This window comes from Parvibaculum indicum, assembly GCF_011762095.1.
GTDB lineage: Bacteria > Pseudomonadota > Alphaproteobacteria > Parvibaculales > Parvibaculaceae > Parvibaculum > Parvibaculum indicum.
Window position 1 is genome coordinate 455,344 of sequence record NZ_JAASQO010000001.1, and the last position, 24,206, is coordinate 479,549.

General features: G+C 63.1%; 26 protein-coding genes and 1 pseudogene. 14 read left to right on the top strand and 13 right to left on the bottom strand.

The genetic code is table 11. From position 1 onward, the window contains the following. Positions 1-24: 24 nt before the first annotated feature. The 3 genes from FHS78_RS02330 to FHS78_RS02340 all read right to left on the bottom strand — a co-directional run bounded on the left by FHS78_RS02330 (position 25) and on the right by FHS78_RS02340 (position 1,931). Positions 25-369 carry a DUF4389 domain-containing protein gene (locus FHS78_RS02330; protein ID WP_167089857.1) on the bottom strand — a complete coding sequence of 115 codons (345 nt, stop codon included), beginning with the start codon at positions 367-369 and terminating at the stop codon, positions 25-27. A gap of 151 nt (positions 370-520) precedes the next feature. Further along, positions 521-1,327 (bottom strand): rhomboid family intramembrane serine protease, encoded by an 807-nt coding sequence (locus FHS78_RS02335; protein ID WP_167089859.1) that lies wholly within the window; start codon positions 1,325-1,327, stop codon positions 521-523. Then, a complete protein-coding gene (locus FHS78_RS02340; protein WP_167089861.1) occupies positions 1,320-1,931 on the bottom strand; it encodes a 2-hydroxychromene-2-carboxylate isomerase in 612 nt (203 codons plus the stop codon). The genes FHS78_RS02335 and FHS78_RS02340 overlap by 8 nt, the downstream gene beginning before the upstream one ends. Before the next feature lie 322 nt (positions 1,932-2,253). Between FHS78_RS02340 and hfaB the strand changes: the two genes are divergently transcribed. Continuing rightward, positions 2,254-3,324, top strand: a complete 1,071-nt coding sequence (gene hfaB, locus FHS78_RS02345; protein WP_343041916.1) for a holdfast anchoring protein HfaB — start codon at positions 2,254-2,256, stop codon at positions 3,322-3,324. Positions 3,325-3,695: 371 nt separating this feature from the next. Here hfaB and FHS78_RS02350 read toward each other — a convergent pair whose 3' ends face one another. Continuing rightward, positions 3,696-4,052 (bottom strand): VOC family protein, encoded by a 357-nt coding sequence (locus FHS78_RS02350; RefSeq protein WP_167089863.1) that lies wholly within the window; start codon positions 4,050-4,052, stop codon positions 3,696-3,698. A gap of 104 nt (positions 4,053-4,156) precedes the next feature. Next, entirely contained in the window at positions 4,157-5,176 is a 1,020-nt protein-coding gene (locus FHS78_RS02355) for a hypothetical protein (RefSeq protein WP_167089865.1), read from the bottom strand. Between the two features lie 426 nt (positions 5,177-5,602). On the opposite strand from FHS78_RS02355, the gene FHS78_RS02360 reads away from it, so the two are divergent. Continuing rightward, positions 5,603-6,271, top strand: coding sequence for a PAS domain-containing protein (locus FHS78_RS02360; RefSeq protein ID WP_167089867.1), 669 nt, complete (start codon positions 5,603-5,605; stop codon positions 6,269-6,271). A 94-nt stretch (positions 6,272-6,365) separates the two neighbouring features. Here FHS78_RS02360 and FHS78_RS02365 read toward each other — a convergent pair whose 3' ends face one another. Beyond that, positions 6,366-8,009 carry a choline dehydrogenase gene (locus FHS78_RS02365; protein ID WP_167089869.1) on the bottom strand — a complete coding sequence of 548 codons (1,644 nt, stop codon included), beginning with the start codon at positions 8,007-8,009 and terminating at the stop codon, positions 6,366-6,368. Between the two features lie 373 nt (positions 8,010-8,382). On the opposite strand from FHS78_RS02365, the gene FHS78_RS02370 reads away from it, so the two are divergent. From FHS78_RS02370 to FHS78_RS02380, 3 genes are all read left to right on the top strand, one after another. Next, positions 8,383-8,985 carry a PilZ domain-containing protein gene (locus FHS78_RS02370; protein ID WP_167089871.1) on the top strand — a complete coding sequence of 201 codons (603 nt, stop codon included), beginning with the start codon at positions 8,383-8,385 and terminating at the stop codon, positions 8,983-8,985. A 448-nt stretch (positions 8,986-9,433) separates the two neighbouring features. Then, a complete protein-coding gene (locus FHS78_RS02375; protein WP_167089873.1) occupies positions 9,434-10,285 on the top strand; it encodes a transglutaminase-like cysteine peptidase in 852 nt (283 codons plus the stop codon). A 209-nt stretch (positions 10,286-10,494) separates the two neighbouring features. Next, positions 10,495-11,301 carry a transglutaminase-like cysteine peptidase gene (locus tag FHS78_RS02380; protein WP_167089875.1) on the top strand — a complete coding sequence of 269 codons (807 nt, stop codon included), beginning with the start codon at positions 10,495-10,497 and terminating at the stop codon, positions 11,299-11,301. 6 nt (positions 11,302-11,307) lie between these two features. On the opposite strand, the gene FHS78_RS02385 is transcribed toward FHS78_RS02380, so the two are convergent. Next, on the bottom strand, positions 11,308-12,084 hold the full coding sequence (locus tag FHS78_RS02385) for an enoyl-CoA hydratase-related protein (RefSeq protein WP_167089877.1): 777 nt from the start codon (positions 12,082-12,084) through the stop codon (positions 11,308-11,310). Between the two features lie 265 nt (positions 12,085-12,349). On the opposite strand from FHS78_RS02385, the gene FHS78_RS02390 reads away from it, so the two are divergent. Together FHS78_RS02390 and FHS78_RS02395 are read left to right on the top strand one after the other, a co-directional pair. Continuing rightward, positions 12,350-13,012 carry a hypothetical protein gene (locus FHS78_RS02390; protein WP_167089879.1) on the top strand — a complete coding sequence of 221 codons (663 nt, stop codon included), beginning with the start codon at positions 12,350-12,352 and terminating at the stop codon, positions 13,010-13,012. Between the two features lie 188 nt (positions 13,013-13,200). After that, positions 13,201-13,626, top strand: coding sequence for an FKBP-type peptidyl-prolyl cis-trans isomerase (locus tag FHS78_RS02395; RefSeq protein ID WP_425500280.1), 426 nt, complete (start codon positions 13,201-13,203; stop codon positions 13,624-13,626). Positions 13,627-13,648: 22 nt separating this feature from the next. On the opposite strand, the gene FHS78_RS02400 is transcribed toward FHS78_RS02395, so the two are convergent. From FHS78_RS02400 to FHS78_RS02415, 4 genes are all read right to left on the bottom strand, one after another. Next, entirely contained in the window at positions 13,649-14,770 is a 1,122-nt protein-coding gene (locus tag FHS78_RS02400; RefSeq protein WP_167089880.1) for a hypothetical protein, read from the bottom strand. Positions 14,771-14,818: 48 nt separating this feature from the next. Continuing rightward, positions 14,819-15,631: an enoyl-CoA hydratase/isomerase family protein gene (locus FHS78_RS02405; RefSeq protein WP_167089882.1), complete on the bottom strand. Its 813-nt coding sequence runs from the start codon at positions 15,629-15,631 to the stop codon at positions 14,819-14,821. An 87-nt stretch (positions 15,632-15,718) separates the two neighbouring features. After that, positions 15,719-16,177 carry a DUF192 domain-containing protein gene (locus FHS78_RS02410; RefSeq protein ID WP_167089884.1) on the bottom strand — a complete coding sequence of 153 codons (459 nt, stop codon included), beginning with the start codon at positions 16,175-16,177 and terminating at the stop codon, positions 15,719-15,721. Continuing rightward, positions 16,177-16,707 (bottom strand): gamma carbonic anhydrase family protein, encoded by a 531-nt coding sequence (locus tag FHS78_RS02415; RefSeq protein ID WP_167089886.1) that lies wholly within the window; start codon positions 16,705-16,707, stop codon positions 16,177-16,179. The genes FHS78_RS02410 and FHS78_RS02415 overlap by 1 nt, the downstream gene beginning before the upstream one ends. Before the next feature lie 146 nt (positions 16,708-16,853). Between FHS78_RS02415 and FHS78_RS02420 the strand changes: the two genes are divergently transcribed. After that, positions 16,854-18,869, top strand: coding sequence for a PhoX family protein (locus FHS78_RS02420; protein ID WP_167089888.1), 2,016 nt, complete (start codon positions 16,854-16,856; stop codon positions 18,867-18,869). Between the two features lie 118 nt (positions 18,870-18,987). Next, positions 18,988-20,058 carry a hypothetical protein gene (locus FHS78_RS02425; RefSeq protein ID WP_167089890.1) on the top strand — a complete coding sequence of 357 codons (1,071 nt, stop codon included), beginning with the start codon at positions 18,988-18,990 and terminating at the stop codon, positions 20,056-20,058. On the opposite strand, the gene FHS78_RS02430 is transcribed toward FHS78_RS02425, so the two are convergent. Together FHS78_RS02430 and FHS78_RS02435 are read right to left on the bottom strand one after the other, a co-directional pair. Continuing rightward, positions 20,055-20,372: a DUF6949 family protein gene (locus FHS78_RS02430; protein ID WP_167089891.1), complete on the bottom strand. Its 318-nt coding sequence runs from the start codon at positions 20,370-20,372 to the stop codon at positions 20,055-20,057. The two genes, FHS78_RS02425 and FHS78_RS02430, sit on opposite strands and share 4 nt — an antisense overlap. 26 nt (positions 20,373-20,398) lie before the next feature. Next, positions 20,399-20,887, bottom strand: a complete 489-nt coding sequence (locus tag FHS78_RS02435; RefSeq protein ID WP_167089893.1) for a hypothetical protein — start codon at positions 20,885-20,887, stop codon at positions 20,399-20,401. Positions 20,888-21,118: 231 nt separating this feature from the next. Here FHS78_RS02435 and FHS78_RS02440 point away from each other — a divergent pair, with 231 nt between their 5' ends. The 5 genes and pseudogenes from FHS78_RS02440 to FHS78_RS02460 form a co-directional block, all read left to right on the top strand. Next, positions 21,119-21,883: a hypothetical protein gene (locus tag FHS78_RS02440; RefSeq protein ID WP_167089895.1), complete on the top strand. Its 765-nt coding sequence runs from the start codon at positions 21,119-21,121 to the stop codon at positions 21,881-21,883. A 102-nt stretch (positions 21,884-21,985) separates the two neighbouring features. Next, the gene (locus FHS78_RS02445) at positions 21,986-22,609 is read left to right on the top strand and encodes a TetR/AcrR family transcriptional regulator (RefSeq protein WP_167089897.1); all 624 of its coding nucleotides are present in this window, start codon (positions 21,986-21,988) and stop codon (positions 22,607-22,609) included. Positions 22,610-22,626: 17 nt separating this feature from the next. Then, positions 22,627-23,070, top strand: a complete 444-nt coding sequence (locus tag FHS78_RS02450) for an SRPBCC family protein (protein WP_167089899.1) — start codon at positions 22,627-22,629, stop codon at positions 23,068-23,070. 53 nt (positions 23,071-23,123) lie between these two features. Further along, positions 23,124-23,534 carry an SRPBCC family protein gene (locus tag FHS78_RS02455; protein WP_167089901.1) on the top strand — a complete coding sequence of 137 codons (411 nt, stop codon included), beginning with the start codon at positions 23,124-23,126 and terminating at the stop codon, positions 23,532-23,534. 80 nt (positions 23,535-23,614) lie between these two features. After that, positions 23,615-24,112: pseudogene (locus FHS78_RS02460) on the top strand (glutathione S-transferase family protein); the annotation flags it as partial. Positions 24,113-24,206 lie beyond the last annotated feature (94 nt).

A 24,206-nucleotide genomic window follows, 5' to 3' on the forward strand; every position in this document is an offset into this window, starting at 1 on the left:
TCGTCGTGCCGGAAGGTCGGCGCGTCAGGCGTCGTCGACGCCCGGGTTCACATTGGGAAAACGCCCGATGGGAAACGGCTTGTCGTCGCGCGCAAAGACAAAGAAGGCGACGCATTCCCACACATACTGGGCAAGGTTGCGGGTAAAGCCGCGCAGCTCCTCATTCTTCGCGCCGGTCACGGCGACCACGATCAGCTGCACGAGGCCGAGAAAGATCGACGCCCAGAAGGCCACATAGCCGAGAAAACCGAAAGCAATCATCCAGAGCAGCCGCGCAAAGAGTTCCGAGCGGTCGGCTTTCGTTTCGCTCGCGCTGCCGGAACCTGTCCCGTCGCTGCTGCCGGTCGTCGAAGCGGAAGGGTCGCTCATCGCTTATCTCCTCCTGAAAGGCATGGGTCCCCGAAAATCGCGGGATCGGGGAACGAATATGCCTTCCTGATGTGGGGAGATCGGCCGGGGTTTCAATAATCGGTCTGGCAACTATTCGCCCGACCGGCGCGGGCAGCGGCATTGGCGCCGGTCATCGCCCGCCATCTAACCACTGCCCGTACCCCACATTGCCCGGCCCGCCCGACGGCGACATGGGCACAGGATCGAAAAAGCCGAAAAGCAGGAGCCCGGCGAGAAACCCGCCGATATGCGCTTCCCATGCCACCGGCGCGGAGGTGCCGAGCCCGGAGGTAAAGCCGGTCGGACCGAACAGCAGATTGATGCCGATCCAGGCACCCACGAAAATGAGCGTGTTCTTGTTGGTCAGCGCCGCGCCGATGCTCGCCTTGCCGCTGGGCACCTGCGCCCCGCCGCCCAGCGCGCCAAGCGGCCCGCCTGCGAGAAACACAAAACGCGCCGCGCCGCCCATGATCCCGGAAATCGCCGCCGACGCGCCGACCACCGGCACGAGAGAGTGCGGATAGAGGAGGATATGCGTCAGCGCGCCGAAAATGCCGCAGACGAAATAGAAAACCAGAAAGCGCGTCGTTCCCAGCCGCCTTGCAACGGGCGAACCGAAAGCCAGCAGCCACACCGCATTGGCGCCGAGATGGATCCAGCTGCCATGCAGGAAGGTATAGGTAAGGAGCGTCCAGACCGCGCCCGCCGCGCCGCCGGGAAAGATGAAGAAATCGCCCCCGCCTTCCGGCCCGAAATAACGCACCGGGAAGAGCGCGAAGGCGATAATCGCCTGGTCCTGCATATCCGGAACCAGCGCATAGGCGAAGACGGCAAAGGCCGCGGTCATGGCGATGATGAGCCAGAGCACCGGCGACGGCACGTTGAAGGCGGGCGGTTCCCTGTAGTCGTCCTCGTCCCGGGGGAGCGGATTAGCCATTCGCATCCGCCTTCAGTGCCGCTTCCACCAGCGGCAGCCGGTCATTGCCGAAATACATATCGTCTCCGTTCACGAACATGGTGGGCGAGCCGAACCCGCCGCGCCGGATCAGTTCCTCGGTATTGTCCCTGAGCCGGTTCTTCACATCGTCTTCCTTGATCCGACGGCTTACCACGTCCGGCGCCAGGCCGACACTCTGGCAGATGTCGCGCAGCACATTGGGCTGGCTGATGTCCTTGAGGTCGCCCCAGTAGGCCTTGAAGACGCCCCGGGCATAGGAAACGAGCTTGCCCTCATCCTGCGCGACGATGGCCCCGCGCATGGCATCGACCGCGCGCACCGGAAAGACCGGCGGCTTCCCGATCTCGATCCCGCAATACCGCGCCCAGTCCTGCAGATCCTTGGCGTAATAGCGCCCTTTCACGGGATGCGGATTGGCGCGCGCATCGTAGACGTCCTGATTGACCTTATTGAAGACGCCCCCGACCAGGATGGGCCGCCATTCGATCTCCGCGCCCGCGCACTCGGCCACCTCTTCGATCCGGCTGAAGGCCAGATAGGTCCAGGGGCTCGAACAATCGAAAAAGAATTCCAGACGGCTCATCTCGCCTCTCCCTCCGCCCCTTCGGGGCTTTCTCGTTTCGCGCCCTTCTGGTCCGGCACGGGTGTCCCCAAGCGGGACAATCCGCGCGGCCAGGGCGCCGCACCACTCCGGGACTCGCCCGGACCTCCCCCGATCCCTTTCAAAGTCCTAACACGGAAAGTCTTGGTTTTCTGCCACTTTCCGGCTTTCAGGCGCCAAAAGTTAACGACCCCTTACCCATGGCATAGCGGTTGCTACCCCGATGGCATGGAGGCGGAACCGGGCCAAAAAGGCACCAAATAATCGGCCGCCGTTCATGACTCTGAACTCAGGAGTAGAAAAAGTGTTCTCGACGGTAACAACCATTCTGGAAGCGGCGAAAGGCCCGAAGCGCGTTGTCGCGCTTGTCGGCCTCACCATGTCGCTCGCCGGTTGCATCAGCCCGCAGGCGGGCAGCGATGGCCGCTATGCAGACCCCATCGGCACCGCCCCGGTAATCAACAACGAAACCCCTTATTCCAACGCGCTGCGCTGCGTGGGCGGCATTGTCCGCCGCGAACACGCCGCCCCGCGCATCGCGGTCGGCAATATCCGCGACTACACCGGCAAGATCGACAAGGATGGCGGCGCCAAGCTCACCCAGGGCGGCTCCCTCATGGCGATCTCGGCGCTGGCCAAGGCCGGTGTCCGCCAGGTGGAGCGCTACGACACCTCCGTCACCGAGCTTGAGCTGAAATATGCCAGCAGCAAGCTGATCGGCGACCGGGGCAACGATGCCGATGACGGCGGTTACCGCCGCATCATGGCCGGCTCCATCGCGGGCAGCGACTATTACATCGTCGGCGGCATCACGGAACTCAACGCCGATATCCGCGAAGGCGGCATCGACGGCGGCTATTCCAACCTCAACCCGGAAGGCGTCGCCGGCTCGCTCACCGCGCGCCAGTATGTGCTGAATGTCGGCCTGGACCTGCGCCTCGTGGACAGCCGCACGCTGGAAGTCGTCGACGTCGTGTCCTACCAGAAGCAGATCATCGGCCGCGAAATCACGGCGGGCGTCTTCTCCTTCTTCGGCATCAACACGATCGACATCGGCGTGGGCGACAAGGCGGAAGAGCCGATCCAGCTCGCCGTGCGCTCGGTGATCGAACGCGCCGTGCTGTCGATGGTCGTGCCGCTTTATCGCGTCAATCCGGAAACCTGCGCCAAATTCGGCAAGAATGGCGATCCGCTCGGCGAGATCCACTACAACGAACCGCATCCCCGCCATGCGAAGGACGGCCGCCGCGTCGCCCAGGCCGATACCCCGGCCAAGCCCGCGCCCCAGCCCATGAAGGCGCCGGAGCCGGAAGATCCCTACACCTATTACAGCGAACCCGTTTACACCGGCGCGCTGCGCGGGACCTACAACTGATCCCGTAACCCGAGATCCTTCGCCTCCGATGCGAGAACACCGGATGGCGAAGGTGGCTTCAACTGAGTTCGTTGAGAGCGACTTAAGGGGGACTTCGGTCCCCCTTCTTTTTTGTCTGGCGACCTGCCCCCTGCCCGGCCATCCCTATGAAGCATGGCCGATGCTTTTAGTTAAAGGTGTCATCAATTGAAGGTGTCATCCCGACGAAAGCCGGGACCCATTGGCCCTCTCGGCCCGGCACACAAGGGCCGGGCCCGGACCACAGCTTCCACCAGCCCCCCTCGTCACCCCGGACTTGATCCGGGGTCCATGGAGCGACTGCGAAGACCGATAAGCCGAATGGATTCCGGGGCAAGCCCGGAATGACGCCCCTAACTGGACAAATGCACCAGCACATTGACGAGCCGGCCGAACGGATCGCGGACGTAGAAACGCCTGACGCCCCAGGGCTCGTCCACCGGCCCGTATTCGGGCTCGAAGCCCGCCCGTGAAAGCCGCGCCTGCGCTTCCTCGAGGTCGTCCACCTCGATGGAAATATCCGGCACCGCAGTGCCCGACCCGCCCTCCGACATGACGGAGAGCTGCACGCTCATGCTTTCGCCCGAGCCATAGGTCGCGATCCAGCCCATATCCATCAGCGTGTCGAGCCCCAGCGCCTCGCCATAGAAGCGTTGCGCGGCGGCGACATCCTCCGCTGCGATATTGGCGACGATACGTTTGACCTTCATGGGGCGCGGCCTCCTCCCTCCTCGAATAGCGACCCCACTTTAGACACAAAAAAGGGGAGAGCCGAAGCTCTCCCCACGCACGAGGTGCAGTCGCGCGTTTTAGCCTAGTAGCCGACGCCGCCGGAATAGCTCATCGGACCGGCATAGGTCGTTTCCATGGCCTCATAGCGGCCATGCCCGCCGCGGGTCAGCCAGAGCTGGGCGAAATGCGCCTTGCCGCGGAACGCCGTAGCGTATTTGCCGCCCGCGAGATGGCCGGTCGACGCGCCGCAGGCCAGCCTTCCGCCATTGCCATAGTGAAGCGTCTCGCCTTCGCCGCAGGTGATGACATAGCCGCCCGTATAGTCGGCGGCATCATGCCCCTCGCCTTCCACCAGCGACCCAATGGTCACGACCAGCGTCTCGCCGGAAAGGCAGGACATCAACTCGCCACGGCCCTTCGTCACATCCACATCCGGCCCCGGCACGAGAAGCTTCGCCGCTTCTTCCATGCCCTTGGCGTCGGTGCAGATGCCCCGCACGGGCTTGCGCGTGAATTTCTGCGCCACAAAGACTGGGATCGGACCCATCGTCGTGATCGGCTTGGGCGCATGGATGACCGTGCCGCCCGCGCCGCGCTTTTCGTCGCCGAACACGGCCGACCGAATGCCCGCCGACGTGGCCTTGGAGGCCGCCTGCGCGCTGGCAAAGGTTTCCGCCGCCGAGGATGCGCTGGCCGATGCCGTCGCCGAGCCTGAAAACTCGTTCGACAGGTCCACATTCACCTCGACGTTGTTGTTGATGTTGTTCTCGTTGTTAATATTGTTCTCGTTGTAGTTGTTGTTCGTATTATTGTTGGTGTTGTTATTCGTGTTTTTGTTGTAATTGACGTTCTTGTTGTAATTCTTGTTATAGTTCTTGTTGTAGTTCTTGTTGTAGTTCTTGTTATAGCCGCCACCGCCGCCATGGCCGTGACCACCGCCGCCGCCATCGTCGCAGCCGCAATCGTCCACCGGAGGCGGAGGCGGCGGCTCGCAACCGCCGCCGCAGGCATTGGCGCTCGTCGCACCGCCCATCGCATAGAAAAACGTACCGGCAGCCAGCACGATCGCGCTTGCCGAGAGATACTTCGTGGTCTGTTTCATATCGCTACTCCTGCACCTTGAGCCGACCCGTTTCGGGTCGCTTGGGGCCCCTTCGGGACACCGTGCCTACCTGAATGCAGATGCCGTGCCGCGCCGGCGGTTCCATGCCGGAAACCGGTCCCGCCGCCGTCAAAATGCGCAGCCCCACTGAAAACATTAACCTTTCTCCGCCCGGCCATCTCCGCCGCGCGGCGCCGTTAAGAATTCGGTTTCGGCCTGCCGATCCGCCAAATTCGACTAACTATCTGATTTTTATATAAAAATATCGGAATCCCTCAAAAACGCACCGGCCGTCGCCGGGACGCCATTAATGTCTGGCACGCTTTCTGCTCTTAACGGGGCAAGGCATGCGAATGCGCCGGTCCCGTTCAGAAACGGCACGGGCGGCATTCGAAATCAGGCAATCGGATCGCCGGGGGCACGAGAATGAAACACAAGATCACGCAAACGCTGTTCGATTACTGGAACGCGATCCGCGCCGGCCGTCCGGCTCCGCGACGCAGCGAGATCGATCCGGGCGACATCCGCCGCCTTCTTCCCTATGTGTTCATCCTCGAGCGCCGCGCGGAAGACAGCTATCCCTTCCGCCTCGCAGGCACGGGGCTCTGCAACATCTACGGCATGGAATTCCGCGGCCACGACATGCTCGCCACCTGGGCCGACGATTGCGCGGAGACGATGCGCAACACGCTGGACGAGGTGATCCGCAATGCGGGCATCGCCATGGTCGAATATACGGCGACCACCGCCGAAGGGTCCGAAGTCACCTTCGAAATGATCCTGATGCCGCTCGCCCATGAAAACGGCGCCATCACCCGCGTACTCGGCGCGATCGTGCCGCTGGAAGACGTGTCCTGGATCGGCGACCGGCTGCTCTCGCGCCAGTGGATCGACCGCGTCCAGCTCAAGGACCCTGAACTGATGCCGAAGAGCGAACGCCCGGCCCAAACGGCCGCGCGGCGCATTCTCCGCCAGCGCCCGCCGGTCCGCACCGTGCCCTTCGGCAACCAGTTGGCCCAGCGCCCGCCCCTTCGCGGCGAACGCAGCTATCTTCGTCTGGTGAAATCGTCCGCCGGCGACCAGGAAAGCGCATAAGGCAAGTCGTTCCCGTCCCCAAGTCGGGACGAAACAACGAAAAAGGGCCGGTGCATCGCACCGGCCCTTCGTTATATCGGCAGTGCCGGCCCGCTCAGGCCGCCGACCCCACGCGGTCTTCCGCGATCGTGACATTCTCCGGCGGCAGCGGCTTCTTGCCGAGAATATCGTCGGAAATCTTCTCTGCGATCATGATGGTCGGCGCATTGGTGTTGCCGCCCACCAGGGTCGGCATCACGGAAGCATCGATCACGCGCAGGCCTTCCAGCCCGTGCACGCGGCAGCGCTCGTCCACCACAGCCATCTCGTCATGGCCCATCTTGGCCGTGCCGACCGGGTGGTAGATCGTCTCCGCCGTGTCGCGGATCCAGCCGTCGATTTCGGCGTCGGACTGCTTGTCGGCGCCCGGCCAGAATTCCGGCCCGCGATAGGCGTCCATCGCGCGTTGTTCGATGATGTTGCGCACCATGCGCGTCCCGTCCCGCATCACGCGCAGATCGTTCTCCGATTCCAGATAGTTCGGCTGGATCAGCGCATGATCGGCCGGATCGGCCGATTTCAGGCCGACATAGCCCCGGCTCTCCGGACGAAGCTGGCAGACATGGACGGTGAAACCGTGCCGGTCGGACTTCTGACGCGCATGGTCGCGCATCATGGCCGCCACGAAATGGATCTGCACGTCGGGGATTTCCAGTTCCGGGCGCGTCTTCAGGAAGGCCCCGGATTCAAGCCCGTTCGACGTCGCGACGCCCGACTTGAAGAAGGTGTACTGCATCCCCGCCATCAGCATGCGCAGCGGGTTCGACATGGAGTGCAGCGTGATGGGCTGCGAGCATTCGTAAATGACCGTGCAGTCCAGATGGTCCTGCATGTTCTGCCCGACGCCCGGCAGGTCGGCGACCGTCTCGATGCCGAACTGCGAGAGATAGTCGCTCTTGCCCACGCCCGACAGCATCAGCACCTGGGGCGAATTGACGGCACCGCCCGAAAGCAGCACTTCCGCCTCGGCATGCGCGGTCTTCACCTGGCCCTTCTGCGTGTATTCGACGCCGATGGCGCGCTTGCCCTCGAACAGGATGCGGTTGGTCAGCGCTTCCGTTTCCACCGTCAGATTGGGCCGGTCGAGCGCGGGCACGAGATAGCCCTTGGCGGCACTGCAGCGCTGGCCGTTCTTGATGGTGTGCTGATACGGCCCCACGCCTTCCTGCTGCGGACCGTTGAAGTCGTCCGTATAGGGATAACCGGCCTGCTTGCCCGCTTCCACGAACGCATCGAACAGGACATTTGTCTTGCCGGAATTGGAAACGCCGAGCGGCCCCTCGCCGCCATGGAAGGCGCTATTGCCGTTCTCATTGCCTTCGGAGCGGCGGAAATAGGGAAGCACATCGGCAAAGCCCCAGCCTTCGAGCCCCATCTGGCGCCACATATCGTAATCGCGCCCATGGCCGCGAATATAGATCATGCCGTTGATGGAGGACGATCCGCCCAGCACCTTGCCGCGCGGCCAGAACAGCTTGCGGTTGTTCAGATGCTTCTGCTCTTCGGTATAGTAGTACCAGTTTTCCTTTTCGCCGCCGATCAGCGACCCCACGCCGGCGGGCATGTGGATCATCATGTTCTTGTCCTTGCCGCCCGCCTCCAGCAGCAGAACCTTGTTGTTCGGATTTTCGGTCAGCCTCGCAGCCAGTACGCAGCCCGCGCTGCCGGCGCCGATAATGATGTAATCGTACTTACTCATCGTTTCCTGTCCCTGTTGTCGCCGGGGGGAGGCCATCGAGGGCCCTTCGTAGATACCTGCCATCCGCCAGGCAGGCCCGGTTATCCGGTGTCCGCGGCATTCGCGTATTGAAGACCCCGTCCCTGACGGCCGCTATCGGCCGGTCCGGAGCCGAACTGGGCCCGATATTCCGGAATCGCCCAAGCTGACGCAAGCGTCAATTTTGAAATTCCTGCTTCACAAGGGCGGTTTGCCGAAGGCCCCTGCGTCTTTCGACTGTGCAAACTGTGCCTCCGCTCCGGATGAAATACCAGTTTTGAACACCCCGCATGTAGTGCTTTGTTAACGCTGTCTCCCCTATTATCGGGTCCAAGCTCACCCATTCGGTTTGGACATGGCCACTGAAGCACACGAAGAACGCCGCCGCTATGAGCGTGTCGCCATCAAGGCGAACGGCCGTTTTCTTGCGCCGGACGGAACCGAGCACCAATGTACGCTGCGCGACATGTCGCTGGGCGGCCTTGGCATCTCGTCCGACTATGACGCGCATCCGGGAGACCGGATCATCATCTATCTCGATAATTTCGGCCGCTTCGAGGGCAATATCGTGCGGACATTCGAGGGCGGGTTCGCCATCGAAACCGTCATCAACGGCCCGCGGCGCGAACGCATTCAGGAACGCCTCGCCTCCTATGCGCGCGGCGATACCGACGCCGCGACCAGCCGCCGGACATCCCAGCGCTACGCCGCCGGCGAAGCCGGTGTGGACACAAGGTCGATGCTTCAGATCGACGGCGCGGAGCCCATCGAATGCCGCATCATCGACATGTCCCTGGGCGGCGCCCAGGTCGAAATCCAGAACCGTCCGCCCATCGGCACGCCGGTCATGCTCGGCCGGATGAAAGGCCGCGTCGTCCGTCATACCGATGAGGGCATCGGCATCCAGTTTATCGACGTGCCGGAACACGCCTCGGCGCTGTCGAGGCCGTTCGGCTGAGCAGCGGTCCGCCGCCATATTCCGGAACGACGTTGAAGCCCCGCCCCCCAAGGCGGGGCTTTCGTTTATCCCTGCCCGGACGACGGCCCACCGGCCCGCGAGAGGCACCCCGCCAAAAAATTCAAAGACCCGCGAATTTTTTTGGCGGCGGCATTTCCTAACGAAATATGGATTTAGGGCCTTGTTTACCCCCTAAATGGGCTGTCGGATGCAAGCTAAGTCACCGTAATTTCGGGATGTTTGCCGCCGCCGGAAGATAATAATTCGACTAAAATTCGATTAGATAAAATTTGAATCGACTATTCCTAAAACACGCTTTTCATTTGCTTTAAACCGGCTCGCACCGGTTAAACGGCGTCAAACCTCTCATCCGCAATATGCCCATCGAGGGGAGCCCAGAAGGGGCTCCTTACCGCCCGCGAAGCGGGCAAGAGATTGGGCATAGAAAATGGTGTGGTGGAAATATCTCGCCGCGATGGCGGGGGTGTGCCTGACGCTGGGTGGTTGTCAGGCGCCGGAAGATTCATTCGCAACGGGAACGACCTTCGATAGGGGCAACGAAACATCCGGCATACAACTGGCCTCGGCGCGAATGCCGTCGGGACGGCAGGTGATGCCGCCCTATGGATATATCGGCTTCTGCCTGCGCGACCCGAAGGCATGCGAGGGCGGCACGGATACGCCCCGCGACATCGCGATGAATGCGCAGAAATGGGCTGAGCTCAACAAGGTCAATGACTGGGTGAACCGGAACGTCCCGGAATATGAGGACCGTCAGCTCTTCGGACGATCCGAATGGTGGACCGTCGCAGACCCGAAAATCGGCGGCGACTGCGAAGACCTCGCCCTTCTGAAGCAGAAGATGCTGGAAAAACGCGGCTGGCCCGCCGACGCGCTGAGCGTCGCCGTCGTCCGCGAGTGGAACGGCGCCGGTCACGCCGTGCTCGTCGTCTCCACCGACCGGGGCGATGTCGTGCTCGACAACAAGAGCTGGAAGATCGAGCCCTGGAAGGACACGCCCTATACCTGGGTGAAGAAGCAGTCCCGCAAGCGGCCTTATGTCTGGGTGAGCCTCGATCCCTCGAAACCCGCACGGCTTGCCGACGCATCGCTCCCTCCCCTGGGCACCGAACCGCCCTTCCTGACCGCCGCCCGCCGCGTGGCCGCGGTGAGCAGGGAAGCGCGCCTGGAAAACAGGGAAGACGGCGCCGGGCTGCGTTCCACCGTCTCGGACGACAAGGCCGGTGCCGCGGATCCCGCCGAAGGCGACATGCCCACGGCAACCCTGTCCCTCGACTGACCCCCAGGCCGGGCCGATGCGCCCAACATTGCCCGGCTGAAAGAAGCCGGCCCCGCCATCCCCCCGGCGGGGCCGGTTGATTCTTTGGGCGCGCGCCGATCGCGCTGTGCCGCATTGACACAAATTTAAGATACAACCCTCAGTATAGAACCATCGATCTAAACACGTATCGGTCGCAGCCGCGGCAACCACCGGACGAGACGAGAGAGATGGCGCAACGACCAAACCGGCCTCATGCCCGCGCGGCGCGGCTCGGCGCAATACTGGCCCTCATCGGCTTCGCGTTTCACACCGCCGCGCCGACGGCGCTTGTCACGGGCACGACATCGCATATGCCGGGCGACACCCCGCACACTGCGCGGCGCGAACCTCCCGCCGAAAGCGGCGCATGGCTACCCGTCGGCCGTCAGGTCATGCCGCCGCCGGGCTATATCGCCTTCTGTCTCAGAAATCCGACCGATTGCATGGGCGGCAGCGACCATCCCGCCCCGATGCATCTGTCACCAGAAAGGTGGCAGGAACTCAATGACGTCAATGATTTCGTGAACGAGTCCATTCCGGAGCGGGACGATTTCTCGGCTCACGGCAGGCGGGAATACTGGGCCTATCCCGATGCCGAGCGCGGCGGCGACTGCGAGGATTTCGCGCTTCTGAAACAACGCCTGCTCGCACGGCGCGGCTGGCCGCTCTCCGCCCTCTCCGTCGCCGTGGTGCGCCAATGGAACGGCCGGGGCCATGCCGTCCTGATGGTCGCCACCGATCGCGGCGACATCGTGCTCGACAATATGACCTGGAAAATCCTGCCCTGGCGGCAAGCGCCCTATGAATGGGTGATGCGCCAGTCGCATCGCCGTCCCTATATCTGGGTCGCGCTGGACCCGAATGGCGATGACGGAAAGGCGTTTCTCGCAAACCTGCCGCCGCTCGACGCCGAGCCGCCCTTCGTCGCGGCGGCCCGGCGCTTCAGGCAGATCACGGCATCGCTGGCGGATACGCGCACCGCCGCGACGCCGTAACGGTTCTTACTTGCCCTTCCATTGGGGCTTGCGCTTCTCGGCAAAGGCACGGGGGCCTTCGATGAGATCTTCCGATTTGAAGAGCGCGGCGACGGCCGGGTATTTGCCTTCCACCGCCTTCTGAAGATTGGCTTCGTCGAGCCCGCGATAGACGGACTCCTTGGATGCCCGAATCGACATCGGCGAACATTCCGCGATGAGCCCCGCCCAGCGCTTGGCCGCATCGAGCAGCTCCGCCTGCGGCACGACTTCGTTCACGAAACCGAGTTCCTTGCCTTCCTCCGCGGAGACCTGGCGGCCCGTCAGGATCATCCCCATGGCCTGCTTCACCGGGATCTGGCGCGGCAGGCGATGCAGGCCGCCGGCCAGCGCGGCGAGGCCGACCTTCGGTTCCGGCAGCGCGAACTTCGCATTGTCCGACGCGATGATGAGGTCGCAGGCCAGCGCGATCTCGAACCCGCCGCCCATGGCAACGCCGTTCACCGCCGCGATAACGGGCTTGGTAATGTTGTAGCGCGCGGTGAGACCGGCAAAGCCCGTCGCCGGGACTTCCATCTTGCCGCCTTCCGCCTGAAAGCGCAGATCGTTGCCGGCGCTGAACGCCCTGTCGCCCGCGCCCGTAATGATGGCCACCCAGAGGTCGTCATCGGCTTCGAAATCGTTGAAGATTTCCTCCAGCTCGAAATTGGCCGGCGGATGCAGCGCATTCATGCGCTCGGGCCGGTTGATCGTCACGACGAGAACATTTCCCTCGCGCTCGGCGGTGCAGAATTCTGTACCCATTTTCCTGATCCATCCCTGTCGGCGGTCGCCCTGCCGGTGCGCCGCGAATAACCGTTGAAACGGGACTTTTTCGCCCGCTTGGCCGCCGATCCTGCCCCCGCTCTCCGCATGGAGCAAGCGCGCGGGAATTGACCTCGCGTTAACCAAGTCGTTCTAGGCTTCACCATCGCGCCCGTCGCCTGCGAAGCGGCGGGTTCCCGGCCACACACGTTTTCCGGATTGATTCTGCAAAGTCATGAGTTCGGCAAATCCCACAGGACAAGGCATGTCGGCCGAAACGGGTCCGGAGACGGAACCCCGCTGGACGCTCAAATATGGCGACAGGATTTACGGCCCCTACACGTTCCGGGCGATGCAGACCTATGTCGCCGAAGGGCGTGTGGCCGGTCATAGCCTGATTGCGCCCGAAGGAACGCCGCTTGCCGCCGGCGACTGGCGCCGGGCCGACGAAGTTCCCCAGTTCGCGAATTTCTTTGCCCCGAGCGACAAGCCCTTCCCGGCCGGCGAGCACCGGCACGAGGACGAGGAGCCGGAAAGCGAATATCCGCACACCCAGCCCAACCGTCCCGTCATCGACGGCACGGAAGCCCGCCCGAAATACGGCCCGGGCAAAGGGCAGCTCGACCGCCGCAAGCGGCCCGAAAGCAGCAACTTCATGATCGTCCTCGATGTGAAGTCGCGCTATGCGGGCCCCCTCGAACAATCGATCATGTCGCTCGGGCCTGCCTACAAGCTCGCGCCGAATGTCTGGTGCGTGAACGCCGCGCCGGAGACCACGGCCCCCGCCCTTCTCAACGATCTGAGCCAGCATATCGGGGCGACGGATACGATTTTCGTGGTCGACGCGACGCGGGACCGCGCCGCCTGGAACTCTCGCGGGCCGGAAGTGGACGCCAAAATCCGCAAGGTCTGGCGCCGTCCCGTCTGATCTCCCTCCGCGGAATGTCCGGATTTGGCGATAGCGCGCCCTTATCGGCCCCTCGCGGGTGACATGGCGCCTTGGCCGATGTTAGGCTTGCCGCCGTTAAGGGCTTTCAGCGCATGGCTGAAGGCCCGTTTTGTTATCCGGATATTGCATGTCCGCCGCGAGGCTGCGGGCATGCGGAAAGGTAAATTGTGGCAGCAGCAAATGGCGATACGGTCCGCGTCCACTATACGGGCAAACTCAGCGACGGCACCGTGTTCGACAGCAGCGCGAACGGCGAGCCGATTGCATTCGCAGTCGGAAGCCAGACGGTCATTCCCGGCTTCGAGCAGGAAGTGGTCGGCATGGAGCCCGGTGAGAGCAAGACCTTCACCATTCCCAGCGAGCAGGCCTATGGCGAACACGACCCCCGCCTCGTGCAGGAAGTGCCGCGCACCGAACTCCCCGCGGAACTGGAAATCCAGCTCGGCATGCGCCTGACGGCGACCGCGCAGGACGGTCGCGAAATTCCGCTCGTGGTGACGGAAATGTCGGACGAGGCCGTTCGCCTGGACGCCAATCATCCGCTGGCCGGCAAGGACCTGACCTTCGAGATCGAACTGGTCTCGGTCGACTAGGACTGCGCTCGCACCACTCTGTTCAACGCCGGGGCCGCACAAGCGGCAGCGGAGCGGAAAGAGTCGTCCGCTCTGCCGCACCCGGCGTTTCCACCCCCCGGTCGGAGGCCGGTCCCGCATTGTCCGGCCCGTCGGCCGGGAGCGCGCTCCCCGAATAATCCGGCAAAGACGGTCGCGACAGGGGCAACGCCGCCTCGCCGCCTGCCTCTTCCGCCGCCACCGACAGGTCGGGCGGCAGATCCTCGGGCGGCGCGGCAACAGCGGCCTCGCCTCTGGCCGCCCCGCCCAGCAAGACCGTCGCATCCTGCCAGCGCAAAATCAGCGGCCCGCCGATGGCGCTCACATCCGCGCAGCGCGCCTGCGGCATGCGGCCTCGCGCGCATTGCACGGTCGAACGCACAAGCTGCATCTCGAATTTGGCCCGGCGCAAAAACTCGCCGAAATGCTTTTCTTGCCGCACCTTCTTCACGAGCCGGAGAATTTCCCCGCAATCGGCGGTCTGGCGGTCGAGCAGTTCGTCCAGCGCCGCCTCCGGAAAGACGTCGTTCGGCGGCCCGCTGCCGCAGATACGCCAGATGACGTCCACGCTCGCATAATCGTAAAGCAGGATGAGCGCCCGCATGTCCTCCGCCAGCGCCGCATATTGGCGCGCAACGTCGCGCGGCGACCATTCCGTATAATGATCGACGAAATGCACGATATCGACCGGCGCTTGCGGCGCGGGCCGGTAATCGGGCGAGGACGGTTTCCGGGCATCTTCGTTCAGGAAGGAATATTCCCGCGCCGAGGCGATATCGGGCAGCCCCTTGGCATTGGATGGAATGAAAAGGAACTGAACGCCCAAGGGCCGTTTCTCAAGATGGAAGAACGCGGCGGACGCCTTGCCGCCGATGACGAGGGAGCCTTCCGCCCCTTCCGGCGAGCGTTCGCCGGTGAGCCGGTATTCGAGCCCGTCGCGCGGCCGGAACGTACCTTCGATGCGCTCCCCGCTCTCGTCGAGCACGAGCGACATGCCCGCGCCCGCACCGATCCCTTCATAGCGTCCCGAAAGGTCGGCGGCGCGCGCCGGCAAGGCGGCGACGGCCAGCAGCAGAACCGCCAGCAACACCCCCAGCAGGAGCGACAGGGCACGACCGTGCGACAATAATGCTCCCGCCTGCTCGGCCCCGCCCCGCATCCGCTCTCCTTCAGCTTACTTGCCCTTGAACTCGGGCTTGCGCTTTTCGATGAAGGCCGTCATGCCCTCGCGCAGATCTTCCGTCTTCATCAGCGGCAGAAGCTGGAGATAGACGTGATGCACATGCTCCGGGAACGGTTCGTTCAGCCCCATCCGCATCATGCGTTTGGACGCCTGCACGGCGAGCGGCGCATTGGCGGCGATTTCCGCGGCCATCTCCATGGCGCGGTCCATCAGCTTTTCATTGTCGACCACTTCCGAGGCAAGTCCCCATTCGACCGATTCCTCCGCCGAGAGGGTCCGGCCGGTAAAGATGAGTTCCGCCGCCTTCGACCAGCCCAGAAGCCGCGGCAGGATCCAGGTGCCGCCCGATTCCGGCACCAGCCCGCGCTTGGTGAAGGCCGCGGCGAGCTTCGCCGACTTCGCCATGAGGCGGATGTCGCAACCCAGCGCCGTATCCATGCCATAGCCCGCCGCGCCGCCGTTCAGCGCGCAGATGGTCGGCTTCTCCATCGCCTGAAGCACGGTGGGCGGCGTGTATTTCAGGTCGAGCGAAGTCGGCTGCGACGCACCGGTCAGAATGCCGCCGCCCTGCCCGGGCCGCAGGTCGAGGCCGGCGCAAAAGGCGCGTCCCGCCCCCGTCAGCACGACGACGCGCACCTCCGGATCGCCATCCGCTTCCAGCAGGCAATCCGTAAGCTGATTGAGCATGGAGGCGGAGATCGTGTTCATCCGCTCCGGCGCATTGAGCGTGATGGTCACGATATGATCCGCAACCTCGTAAAGCACCTCTCTGGGTGCCGTGGCGCTGTCCTCGGCGACGCTCATGGTTTCAACTCCCTGATCATTTGTTTCAAAGCCGTTTCGTTTTTCATATCGCGACAGTCTATCAGCGGATCGCCCCGCGTCTAAGCGTCAGTCGCATGGCGCGCCGCGCAGCGCCGGATGGCGCACGCGGTCGCCGATGGAGACACCGCGCGCAGCGAGCGCGCCCGCCCTCACCTCCAGCACCGCGAAGGCATCTTCGGACGGGCCGATACCGTTCAGCGAATAGGGCACCGTCTCCGCCGCGATGTCGAGAATGTCGCCGTTGCGGTCCAGAAAGGCGATATCGAGGGAAAGCGGCGTATCCTTCATCCAGAAGCTCAACCGCCGGCACCCCTCGTAAAGAAAGAGCATGCCCTGTCCTTCCGGCAGCTCTTTTCGTCCCTGAAGCCCCTTCAGCCGCTCCCGGTTCTCATCCGCGATTTCCACGCGGAACGCATGCGTGCCGTCCTTGCCGACAATGCCGAGAGGCTGAAGCCCGTCCTCCGCCGCCACGTGAAACGGCAGCGCGACCGACAGCAGAACGGCGAGAAGGACGAGCCGGGGCATCAGCCGATTTTCTTCAACTCGCCTGCGTAGCGCTTCCAGTTCTGCACATAGTGGTCGGCGGAAAGGCGCAGCGCTTCATACTGTTCCTTCTCCAGCGTCCTGACCACCTTGCCCGGCGCGCCCAGCACCATGGAATAGTCGGGAATTTCCTTGTTCTCCGCGATCAGCGTATTGGCGCCGATCAGGCACCCTTTCCCGATCTTCGTATTGTTGAGAATGACGCTGCCGATCCCGACAAGGCTTCCCTCGCCGATCGTGCAGCCATGCAGCATCACCATATGACCAATGGTCACGTCCTTCTCGATGGTGAGCGGCGAGCCCATATCGGTATGCAGCACGGAGCCGTCCTGCACATTGGAGTTTTCGCCGATGGTGATGAGCTCGTTGTCCCCGCGCAGCACCGCGTTGAACCAGACACTGGCATTCTTCTCCAGCTTCACATTGCCCATCACCTGCGCATCCGGCGCGACCCAGTAATCGCCCTCGCCCGGCAGAATCGGTTGCGTGTTGCCCAGCGCATAGATGGCCATGTCTTTTACTCCCTGTTCTCGGTTCTCTTTGCACGCGACTATGCCCGCTCATGCGCTGCGCGCCAATAGCGCGGTCATCCGCTTGTCATTCAATCGTCATGGGCCAACCATAGCTTTCCGGCCTGCTTTGAAATCAGGAGAGCATGATGGCGGATGGCGATTCTTTCGATCGGCAACTGGAAACGGCGGATGACGAGCCGGCCGCGCGGGAAACGGCGCCCGCGCTGACCGAACTCTGGGAGCGCCGCATCGGCCGTCGCGGCCTGCTGAAAGGCATGCGCAATGCCGCCCTGCTCGCGACCGTCGCCTCCGCCCCGCTGGCGCTCGCCGCCTGCGACGATGCCGACGAAACGCGCAGCGCCGCCGCCCCGGAAAAGCCAAATCCCACCCGCTTCAAATTCCCGGAGATCGAACACGGCGTGGATGAAACCCATCATGTCGCGCGCGGCTATCGCGCCGAACCCATCCTGCGCTGGGGCGATCCGGTCGTGAAGGGCGCACCCGAATTCGACCCGATGAACCAGACCGCCGCCGCCCAGCGCCGGCAGTTCGGCTACAACAACGACTATGTAGGCTTCGTGCCTCTCCCCTATGGCACGGAGGCAAGCGACCGGGGCCTTCTCTGCGTCAATCACGAATTCACCTCCGATCCCGTCATGCTGCCCGGCATTGCGGGCAAGGATCCGCGCGAGGTGCTGACGCGCGAACAGGTAGACGTGACCATGGCCGCCCATGGCGGCTCCATCGTCGAGATCCGCCGCGACGGCGATGGCAACTGGCGGCCGGTACCGGATAGCGATTTCAACCGGCGCATCACCGCGCTCGATACGCCCATGGAGATCGCCGGCCCCGCCGCGCATCATCCGCGTATGCGCACCGGCGAAGATCCGGTCGGCGGCACCGTCATCGGCACGTTCAACAATTGCGCCGGCGGCATCACGCCCTGGGGCACCTATCTCATGGCCGAAGAGAATGTGAACATGTACTTCATGGGCGATCCCGAAGGGCACCCTGAAGCCGACAAGCTGAAGCGCATGGGCATTCCCACGACCATGTATGGCTGGGGCCGCTTCCACAAACGCTTCGACATCTCTCAGGAACCCAACGAACCGAACCGCTTCGGCTGGGTGGTCGAGGTCGATCCGCTGGCCCCCGATGCGCCACCTAAAAAGCGCACCGCGCTCGGCCGCTTCAAGCATGAGGGATGCGAAAGCATCGTCGCGCGCGACGGCCGCCTCGTCGTCTATATGGGCGACGACCAACGCTTTGAATATCTCTACAAATTCGTCAGCCGCGACCCGGTGGATCCGGTCAATCGCGCGGCCAATGCCGACCTTCTGGATTACGGCACGCTCTATGTCGCCCGCTTCGACGAAGACGGCGCCGGCAAATGGTTGCCTCTCGTCTATGGCTGGGGACCGCTGACGGAGGAAAACGGTTTCCACTCGCAGGCCGATGTCGTCATCGATGCGCGCCTGGCTGCCGACCTCGTGAAGGCCACGCCGATGGACAGGCCGGAGGACGTGCAGCCCAATCCGCTCACGAACCGCGTCTATGTCACGCTGACCAACAACAGCAAACGCGGGGACGACCAGACCGACAAGGTAAACCCGCGCGCAAAAAACCAATGGGGACAGATCGTCGAGATCACCCCCTTCGCACAGGATCATGCCGAAGAGTGTTTCGGCTGGGACATGGTCGTGCTCTGCGGCAATCCCGCCGATGAAACGACGGGCGCGACCTGGAACGCCGAAACCTCCGAAAACGGCTGGTTCGCCTGCCCCGACAATCTCGCCGTGGACAAGGCCGGGCGCCTCTGGGTCGCGACCGATCAGGGCCGCGCATGGCCGGAAGTCACCGGCTCGGCGGACGGCATCTTCGCGCTCGAAACCGAAGGCGACTATCGCGGCACGGGCCGCATGTTCTTCCGCGTACCCGTGGGCGCGGAAATGTGCGGCCCCTGCTTCACGCCGGACAGCACCACATTATTTGTGGCCGTTCAGCATCCCGGCACGGACGGCACCAAATCTTTCAAGGGTTTCGAGCGCGCCTCCACCTTCGAGGATCCGGCCACGCGCTGGCCGGATTTCCGGGACGACATGCCGCCCCGCCCCGCCATCGTCGCCATCACGCGCGAGGGCGGCGGCGAAATCGCAAGCTGAGCGCATCCCGAAAGCCCCCGAGGTTGCGTCCGGTGCCCCGATGCCCCAAGCTGGCACAAGGGGCAGGGAATGACGCGGCATAACCATCGCGTGGCAGGCGATGAGGTGGGGACAGTCCATGCGTGGCGTACTGACGATCATCATTCTTCTGGTGGCGGCACCTTTCATATTCATCTTCGCCCTGCAAAAAGGCTGGCTCGAAGGCTATGTCGATGCCGACGACATTCCGGCCGAGCCCTTCATCCGCGCCGAACTCGCCAATGACACCGATGGCGCGGATCTCAGCCGCCGTATCGACAGCGCACTCGACGAAGGACGGTTCGACGACGCGGTGATGTATCGCGACATCGCAGACTATATGAACATGCCGCTCGCCCCCGTCACGAAAGCCCGGCTGGAACAGGAAGAAAGCCTGCCCGCCACGCTGCTGCGCTCTACCGGCGGGTTCTTTTCCGGCTTCGTCACCGGCGAGGGAGAGGACACCGCCTCCATGGCCGGCGCCATCACCTCCGATCTCACCGTGGTCGGCGATGTGCGCGACATCGGGTCCGAAGGCGGCAAGATGATCCAGGGCGAGGACTACTCGCAATTCATCCTCGGCCTCTCCGTGGTCGGCCTCGCCGCCACCACGGCCACGGTGGCGACGGGCGGCGGCGGCCTGCCCGCCCGTATCGGCGTCTCGATCCTGAAAGTTGCGAAAAAGGCGGGGAACATCACCGAAGCCTTCGCGAAAAATATCGCACGGCTGCTGCGCGAAGCGGTCAATTTCGAAAAACTTCGCGGCGTGCTGCGCTCGACGGATCTTGCCAACACCTCCGCCACCCGCCGCGCCGTGACCGACTATGCGGACACGGTTTCCTTTGCGAAGGTCGCGCCCGTCCTCGACGACGTGGCCGCCCTGAACCGGACGGCGGGCCCCGCCGAAACCGTCCGTCTGCTGAAATATGCGGACAATACGGACGATCTTGCCCGCCTCTCCAAGATGAGCGGCAAGATGGGCACCAAAACCCGCGGCATCATCGAAATCACCGGCAAAACGAGCCTGCGCGCCTTCAAATCGGTCGCCAACCTCTTTCTGCTGGCGCTTCAATGGATCTGGGAAATCGGCGCGGCCATCGCCACGATGCTGTTCGGCGGCGCGGTGCGCTCCGTGCGCAAGCGCCGCCGTCAGCGGCGTATCTTCACCTAGGCGATGGTGGAAAATACGATATCGAGGACGAGCATCCCCGACAGGAAGCTCCAGCCCGAGGCGATGCAACCGGAAAGAAGAAGCCAGTAGGGCGGCCGGTTTTCATAGACCTGCGCCATCATCGCATTCCGCATGATGACGACCGGGCCTGCGAAAACCAGCGTCAGAATGCCGAGAATCTGCGTTCTCGCACTTTCGGAAATAAGGTGGAAACTCGGCGGCTTGTTCGTCACGAGCCTGTAAAAGCTGCCCGTCAGCCCACCCGACACATACCCCGTCGCCACGCAGAAAAGAAACACCATCATCGAACTCATTGCTACTCGTCGCCCCCAGCCACCCGTTACTCGCCTGCGTCGAGCCGCGCCACGCGCAGCTCCCCCGCCCTGTTATCGCGAATTGTCTCGTTGTCGATGGAAGTCCTGTTATTGAGAAGATCGACCGCGAAGCGCTGCACCTCGCTGCGGACCCGACCCACGACCGCATCCGGCACGACCTGCCGGTCGAGCAGTTGCACCACCTCCGGCCGGCTCACCGCGGCGACGAACGCGTTCGCCGCCCCCCGCCTGGCCGTCTCGCCGATACCGCCCAGCACCGTCCCGCCCTGCGCGGCATCTTCCGACACCCGGTCGTCCGGCCCCAGATCGAACACCATGCCTCCCACCCGGCAGGCCCGGAAATCCGGGGCGCAGGCAAAGGCCATCTGGTCGAGCCAGGCAAGGCCGTCCGGCCCCGCTGCCCGGTCCACGGCACCGCGCACGGGCCCGATATAGGCGCCGAATGCGACGGTCATGCCCGCGGCCAGGATCAGTTTTGTAAGTGCTCCACTCATGCGCCCATATCCGCAAGGGTGGTGCCAGTTCCCGCCGCCATGCCCACAGACACGCAGCACCGGAAATGATCTTTTAATATCAGTGAGTTAAAGAGACAGGGGAAAGCGAACGGCCGGGCCGCCGGTCCGGACGTTCCGCTTTGTGCCGTGCAGGATTGAATCTCTGTGCCAGCGCGGTACAGGATGGCCCGCGAAAACCCGCCTGCGGGAAACCCGAGGGAGGACAGGTTCTTGTCATATGGAAGGCAGTCGAGCGAGGAACTGGTGCATGAGCGCCCGGCCTGGATCATTCCGGCGGCCGTCGCCGCGGGCGTCCTGATCCTTTCCGGCTTCTTCCTTTATTACTATTTCGGCCCGACCACGAAGGAGCTGCTGGGCCTCGACCCGCGCGCCAGCATCGACGACGCCCCAGTGGAGGCCATCGTCGCGGACCGGCGGTTCCTGATCCCGGAAAACTATACGCGCTACCCGAACCAGCGCGGCGGCGGCGTCCGGCGCGAAATAGACATGCACGCGCTCTGGCCCGACATGGCGCCCTATTCCGCCGAACACGAGCAGGATTTCGCCAATAACGGCCCCGCCTCCGACGTGATCTTCTTTTCGCTCAAGGAAACGTCGACGCCGCTCTCATCCGACAAGCGGCTGAAGAACATCTATTCGAAATATCTCGTCTCGCCTGAGCCGGAGAAGGATGCGACCGGCCTCGATCGCTTCGCCTTCCGGGAGAATTCCGGCTATGGCGACCAGTTCATGCTGGTGGGACAGGATGCGGACCAGCATACGCTGCTCATCACCTGCGACCGCGACATGCCTCTGGTGGAAAGTCCGAATTGCAGCCGCACGCTGCTCGTCGCGCCCAATCTGGAGCTGACCTACCGCTACAAGCGGACGCATCTGAAGGATTGGGCCGAAATCGACCGGCGGATACGCGCCCTGGCGGCATCCTTCGACACCACCCGGACGGTGGAAGGCCTGCAAGGCTCCTTCTCGGAGTAATCCGTTCGTTCCCATCCTGAAAGGCGGCATTTTTGTTCGTATTCGACGTTGCTTGACAACATACCGACTGGTCGGTATGTATTTTCTTCAAGGAGAGAATGCATGCCCCGATCGACGACAAAGCCTGACGCGAGAACCAAGCTGCTGGACGCCGCATTGGCCGTGATCCGGACCAAGGGTTACTCAGCAAGCTCGGTGGATGAATTGTGCTCGGCCGCAGGCGTCACCAAGGGCGCCTTCTTCCACCATTTCAAGAACAAGGACGCGCTGGGTGTCGCAGCGGCCGATTACTGGTCCGAGGTGACGGGCGCACAGTTCGAAGGTGCCCCCTATCACGACCATGACGACCCGCTTGACCGCCTCCTCGCCTATGTCGACTACCGCAAGGCGCTGCTGCAGGGCGACGTACCGGATTTCACCTGCCTGGTCGGCACCATGGTGCAGGAAACCTACGAGACCGCCCCCGCCATTCGCGATGCCTGCAAGCGCAGCATTACCGGCCATGCGGCAACGCTCGAAGCCGATATCGAAGCTGCGATGCGCGAACGGAACATGACGCCCGACTGGACGGCGAAGTCTCTTGCCCTTCACACCCAGGCCGTCATCCAGGGCGCCTTCATTCTCGCCAAGGCCACCGGCGGATCGGAGATCGCCGCCGAGAGCATCGATCATCTGCGCCGCTACATCGAAATGCTGTTCGCTTCCACGACTGGCAAACAGTCCTGACAGGAAAAGGTTTCATCATGCCCAATACCATTCGCCTGCATCGCGTCATCGCGACGACCCCGGAAAAAGTCTATCGCGCGTTTCTCGAACCGGATGCCATCGCCAGCTGGCTACCCCCCTACGGGTTCCTCTGCACCGTCCACGAACTGGATGCGAAAGTCGGCGGCAGACACAAAATGTCCTTCCGGAATTTCACCACCGGCGAAAGCAATTCCTTTGGCGGCACCTATGTCGAACTCGTCCCGGGAAAGCGCCTTGTCTACACCGACAGGTTCGACGACCCGAACATGCCGGGCGAGATGCGCGTCACCGTGACCCTGCAGGCCGTTTCGATGGGCACCGACCTCAATATCGAACAGGCCGGTGTGCCGGACATGATCCCGCCCGAGGGATGTTACCTCGGATGGCAGGACACATTGCACAAGCTTGCGAAGCTCGTGGAACCCGACATCAGCCAATAGCAGTTTGCGGCTCGTCCCTATCGCAGCCCCTTCAACCAACAGGAGAAGATTCGATGACGGCTCGATCCATCACCGTTCGGACGACTGTCGCAGCCCCCATCGAAAGGGTCTGGGCCGCATACACACCCCCCGAAGACATCATGAAATGGAACGTCGCATCCGACGACTGGCACACGCCGTCGGCTTCCGTGGATCTGCGCGAAGGCGGAGCCTTCTCCTCCCGAATGGAAGCCAAGGATGGCAGCATGGGCTTCGACTTTGCCGGCACCTACACGAAAATCGAGACGCAGCGGCTCATCGAGTACGAATTCGGCGGACGGCATGCCAGGGTCGAGTTCGTTCCCGATGAAGCCGTTGTACGCGTCGCCGTGACCTTCGATGCGGAGGACGACAACTCTATCGAACAACAGCAAACGGGTTGGCAATCGATCCTCGACAGCTTCAGACGACATGTCGAAGCGTGAGCGGATACCTGGCAGGCCCATGTGAAGAAATACGCTGTTTTTCCAACGCGAAACTATCGTCAGGCACGAGGAGCAAGCAGATGATCCCCACGATCAGCGCTTTCGAAAGATCGCCCGACGACGGCAAGGGCCTGGCGCGCGACACGCGCGTTCGCTGGGCATTCGAAGAGGTGGAACAGCCTTATAAAGTCCGTCTCGTTTCTTTCGGCGCAATGAAGGAACCGGCGCACATGGCGCTCCACCCCTTCGGGCAGATCCCGACCTATGAGGATGACGGTCTCGTCCTGTTCGAGACGGGGGCGATCGTGCTCCATATCGCCGAACGCCATACGGGCTTGTTGCTCGAGGATGAGAACGCCCGAGCCCGGGCGATCATGTGGATGTTTGCAGCGCTCAACACGGTGGAACCGCCGATCATTGAACGTGAAACCACATGGTACTTTGAGCGCAGTGAATCATGGGGCGAACAGCGATTGCGTCTGACCGAAGAGCGAATCCGCGTCCGGCTGAGCCAGCTCTCCGCCCGCCTTGGCGATACAGACTGGCTCGATGGTGCATTCAGCGCTGGCGACCTGATCCCGGATTTCCCGTGCGCGTAATCGTCACGCGGGACCTATTGCTCGAGCCATACGGAGGGTCGTGATGTCCAAGCTGAAATTGAGCGGTGTGCCG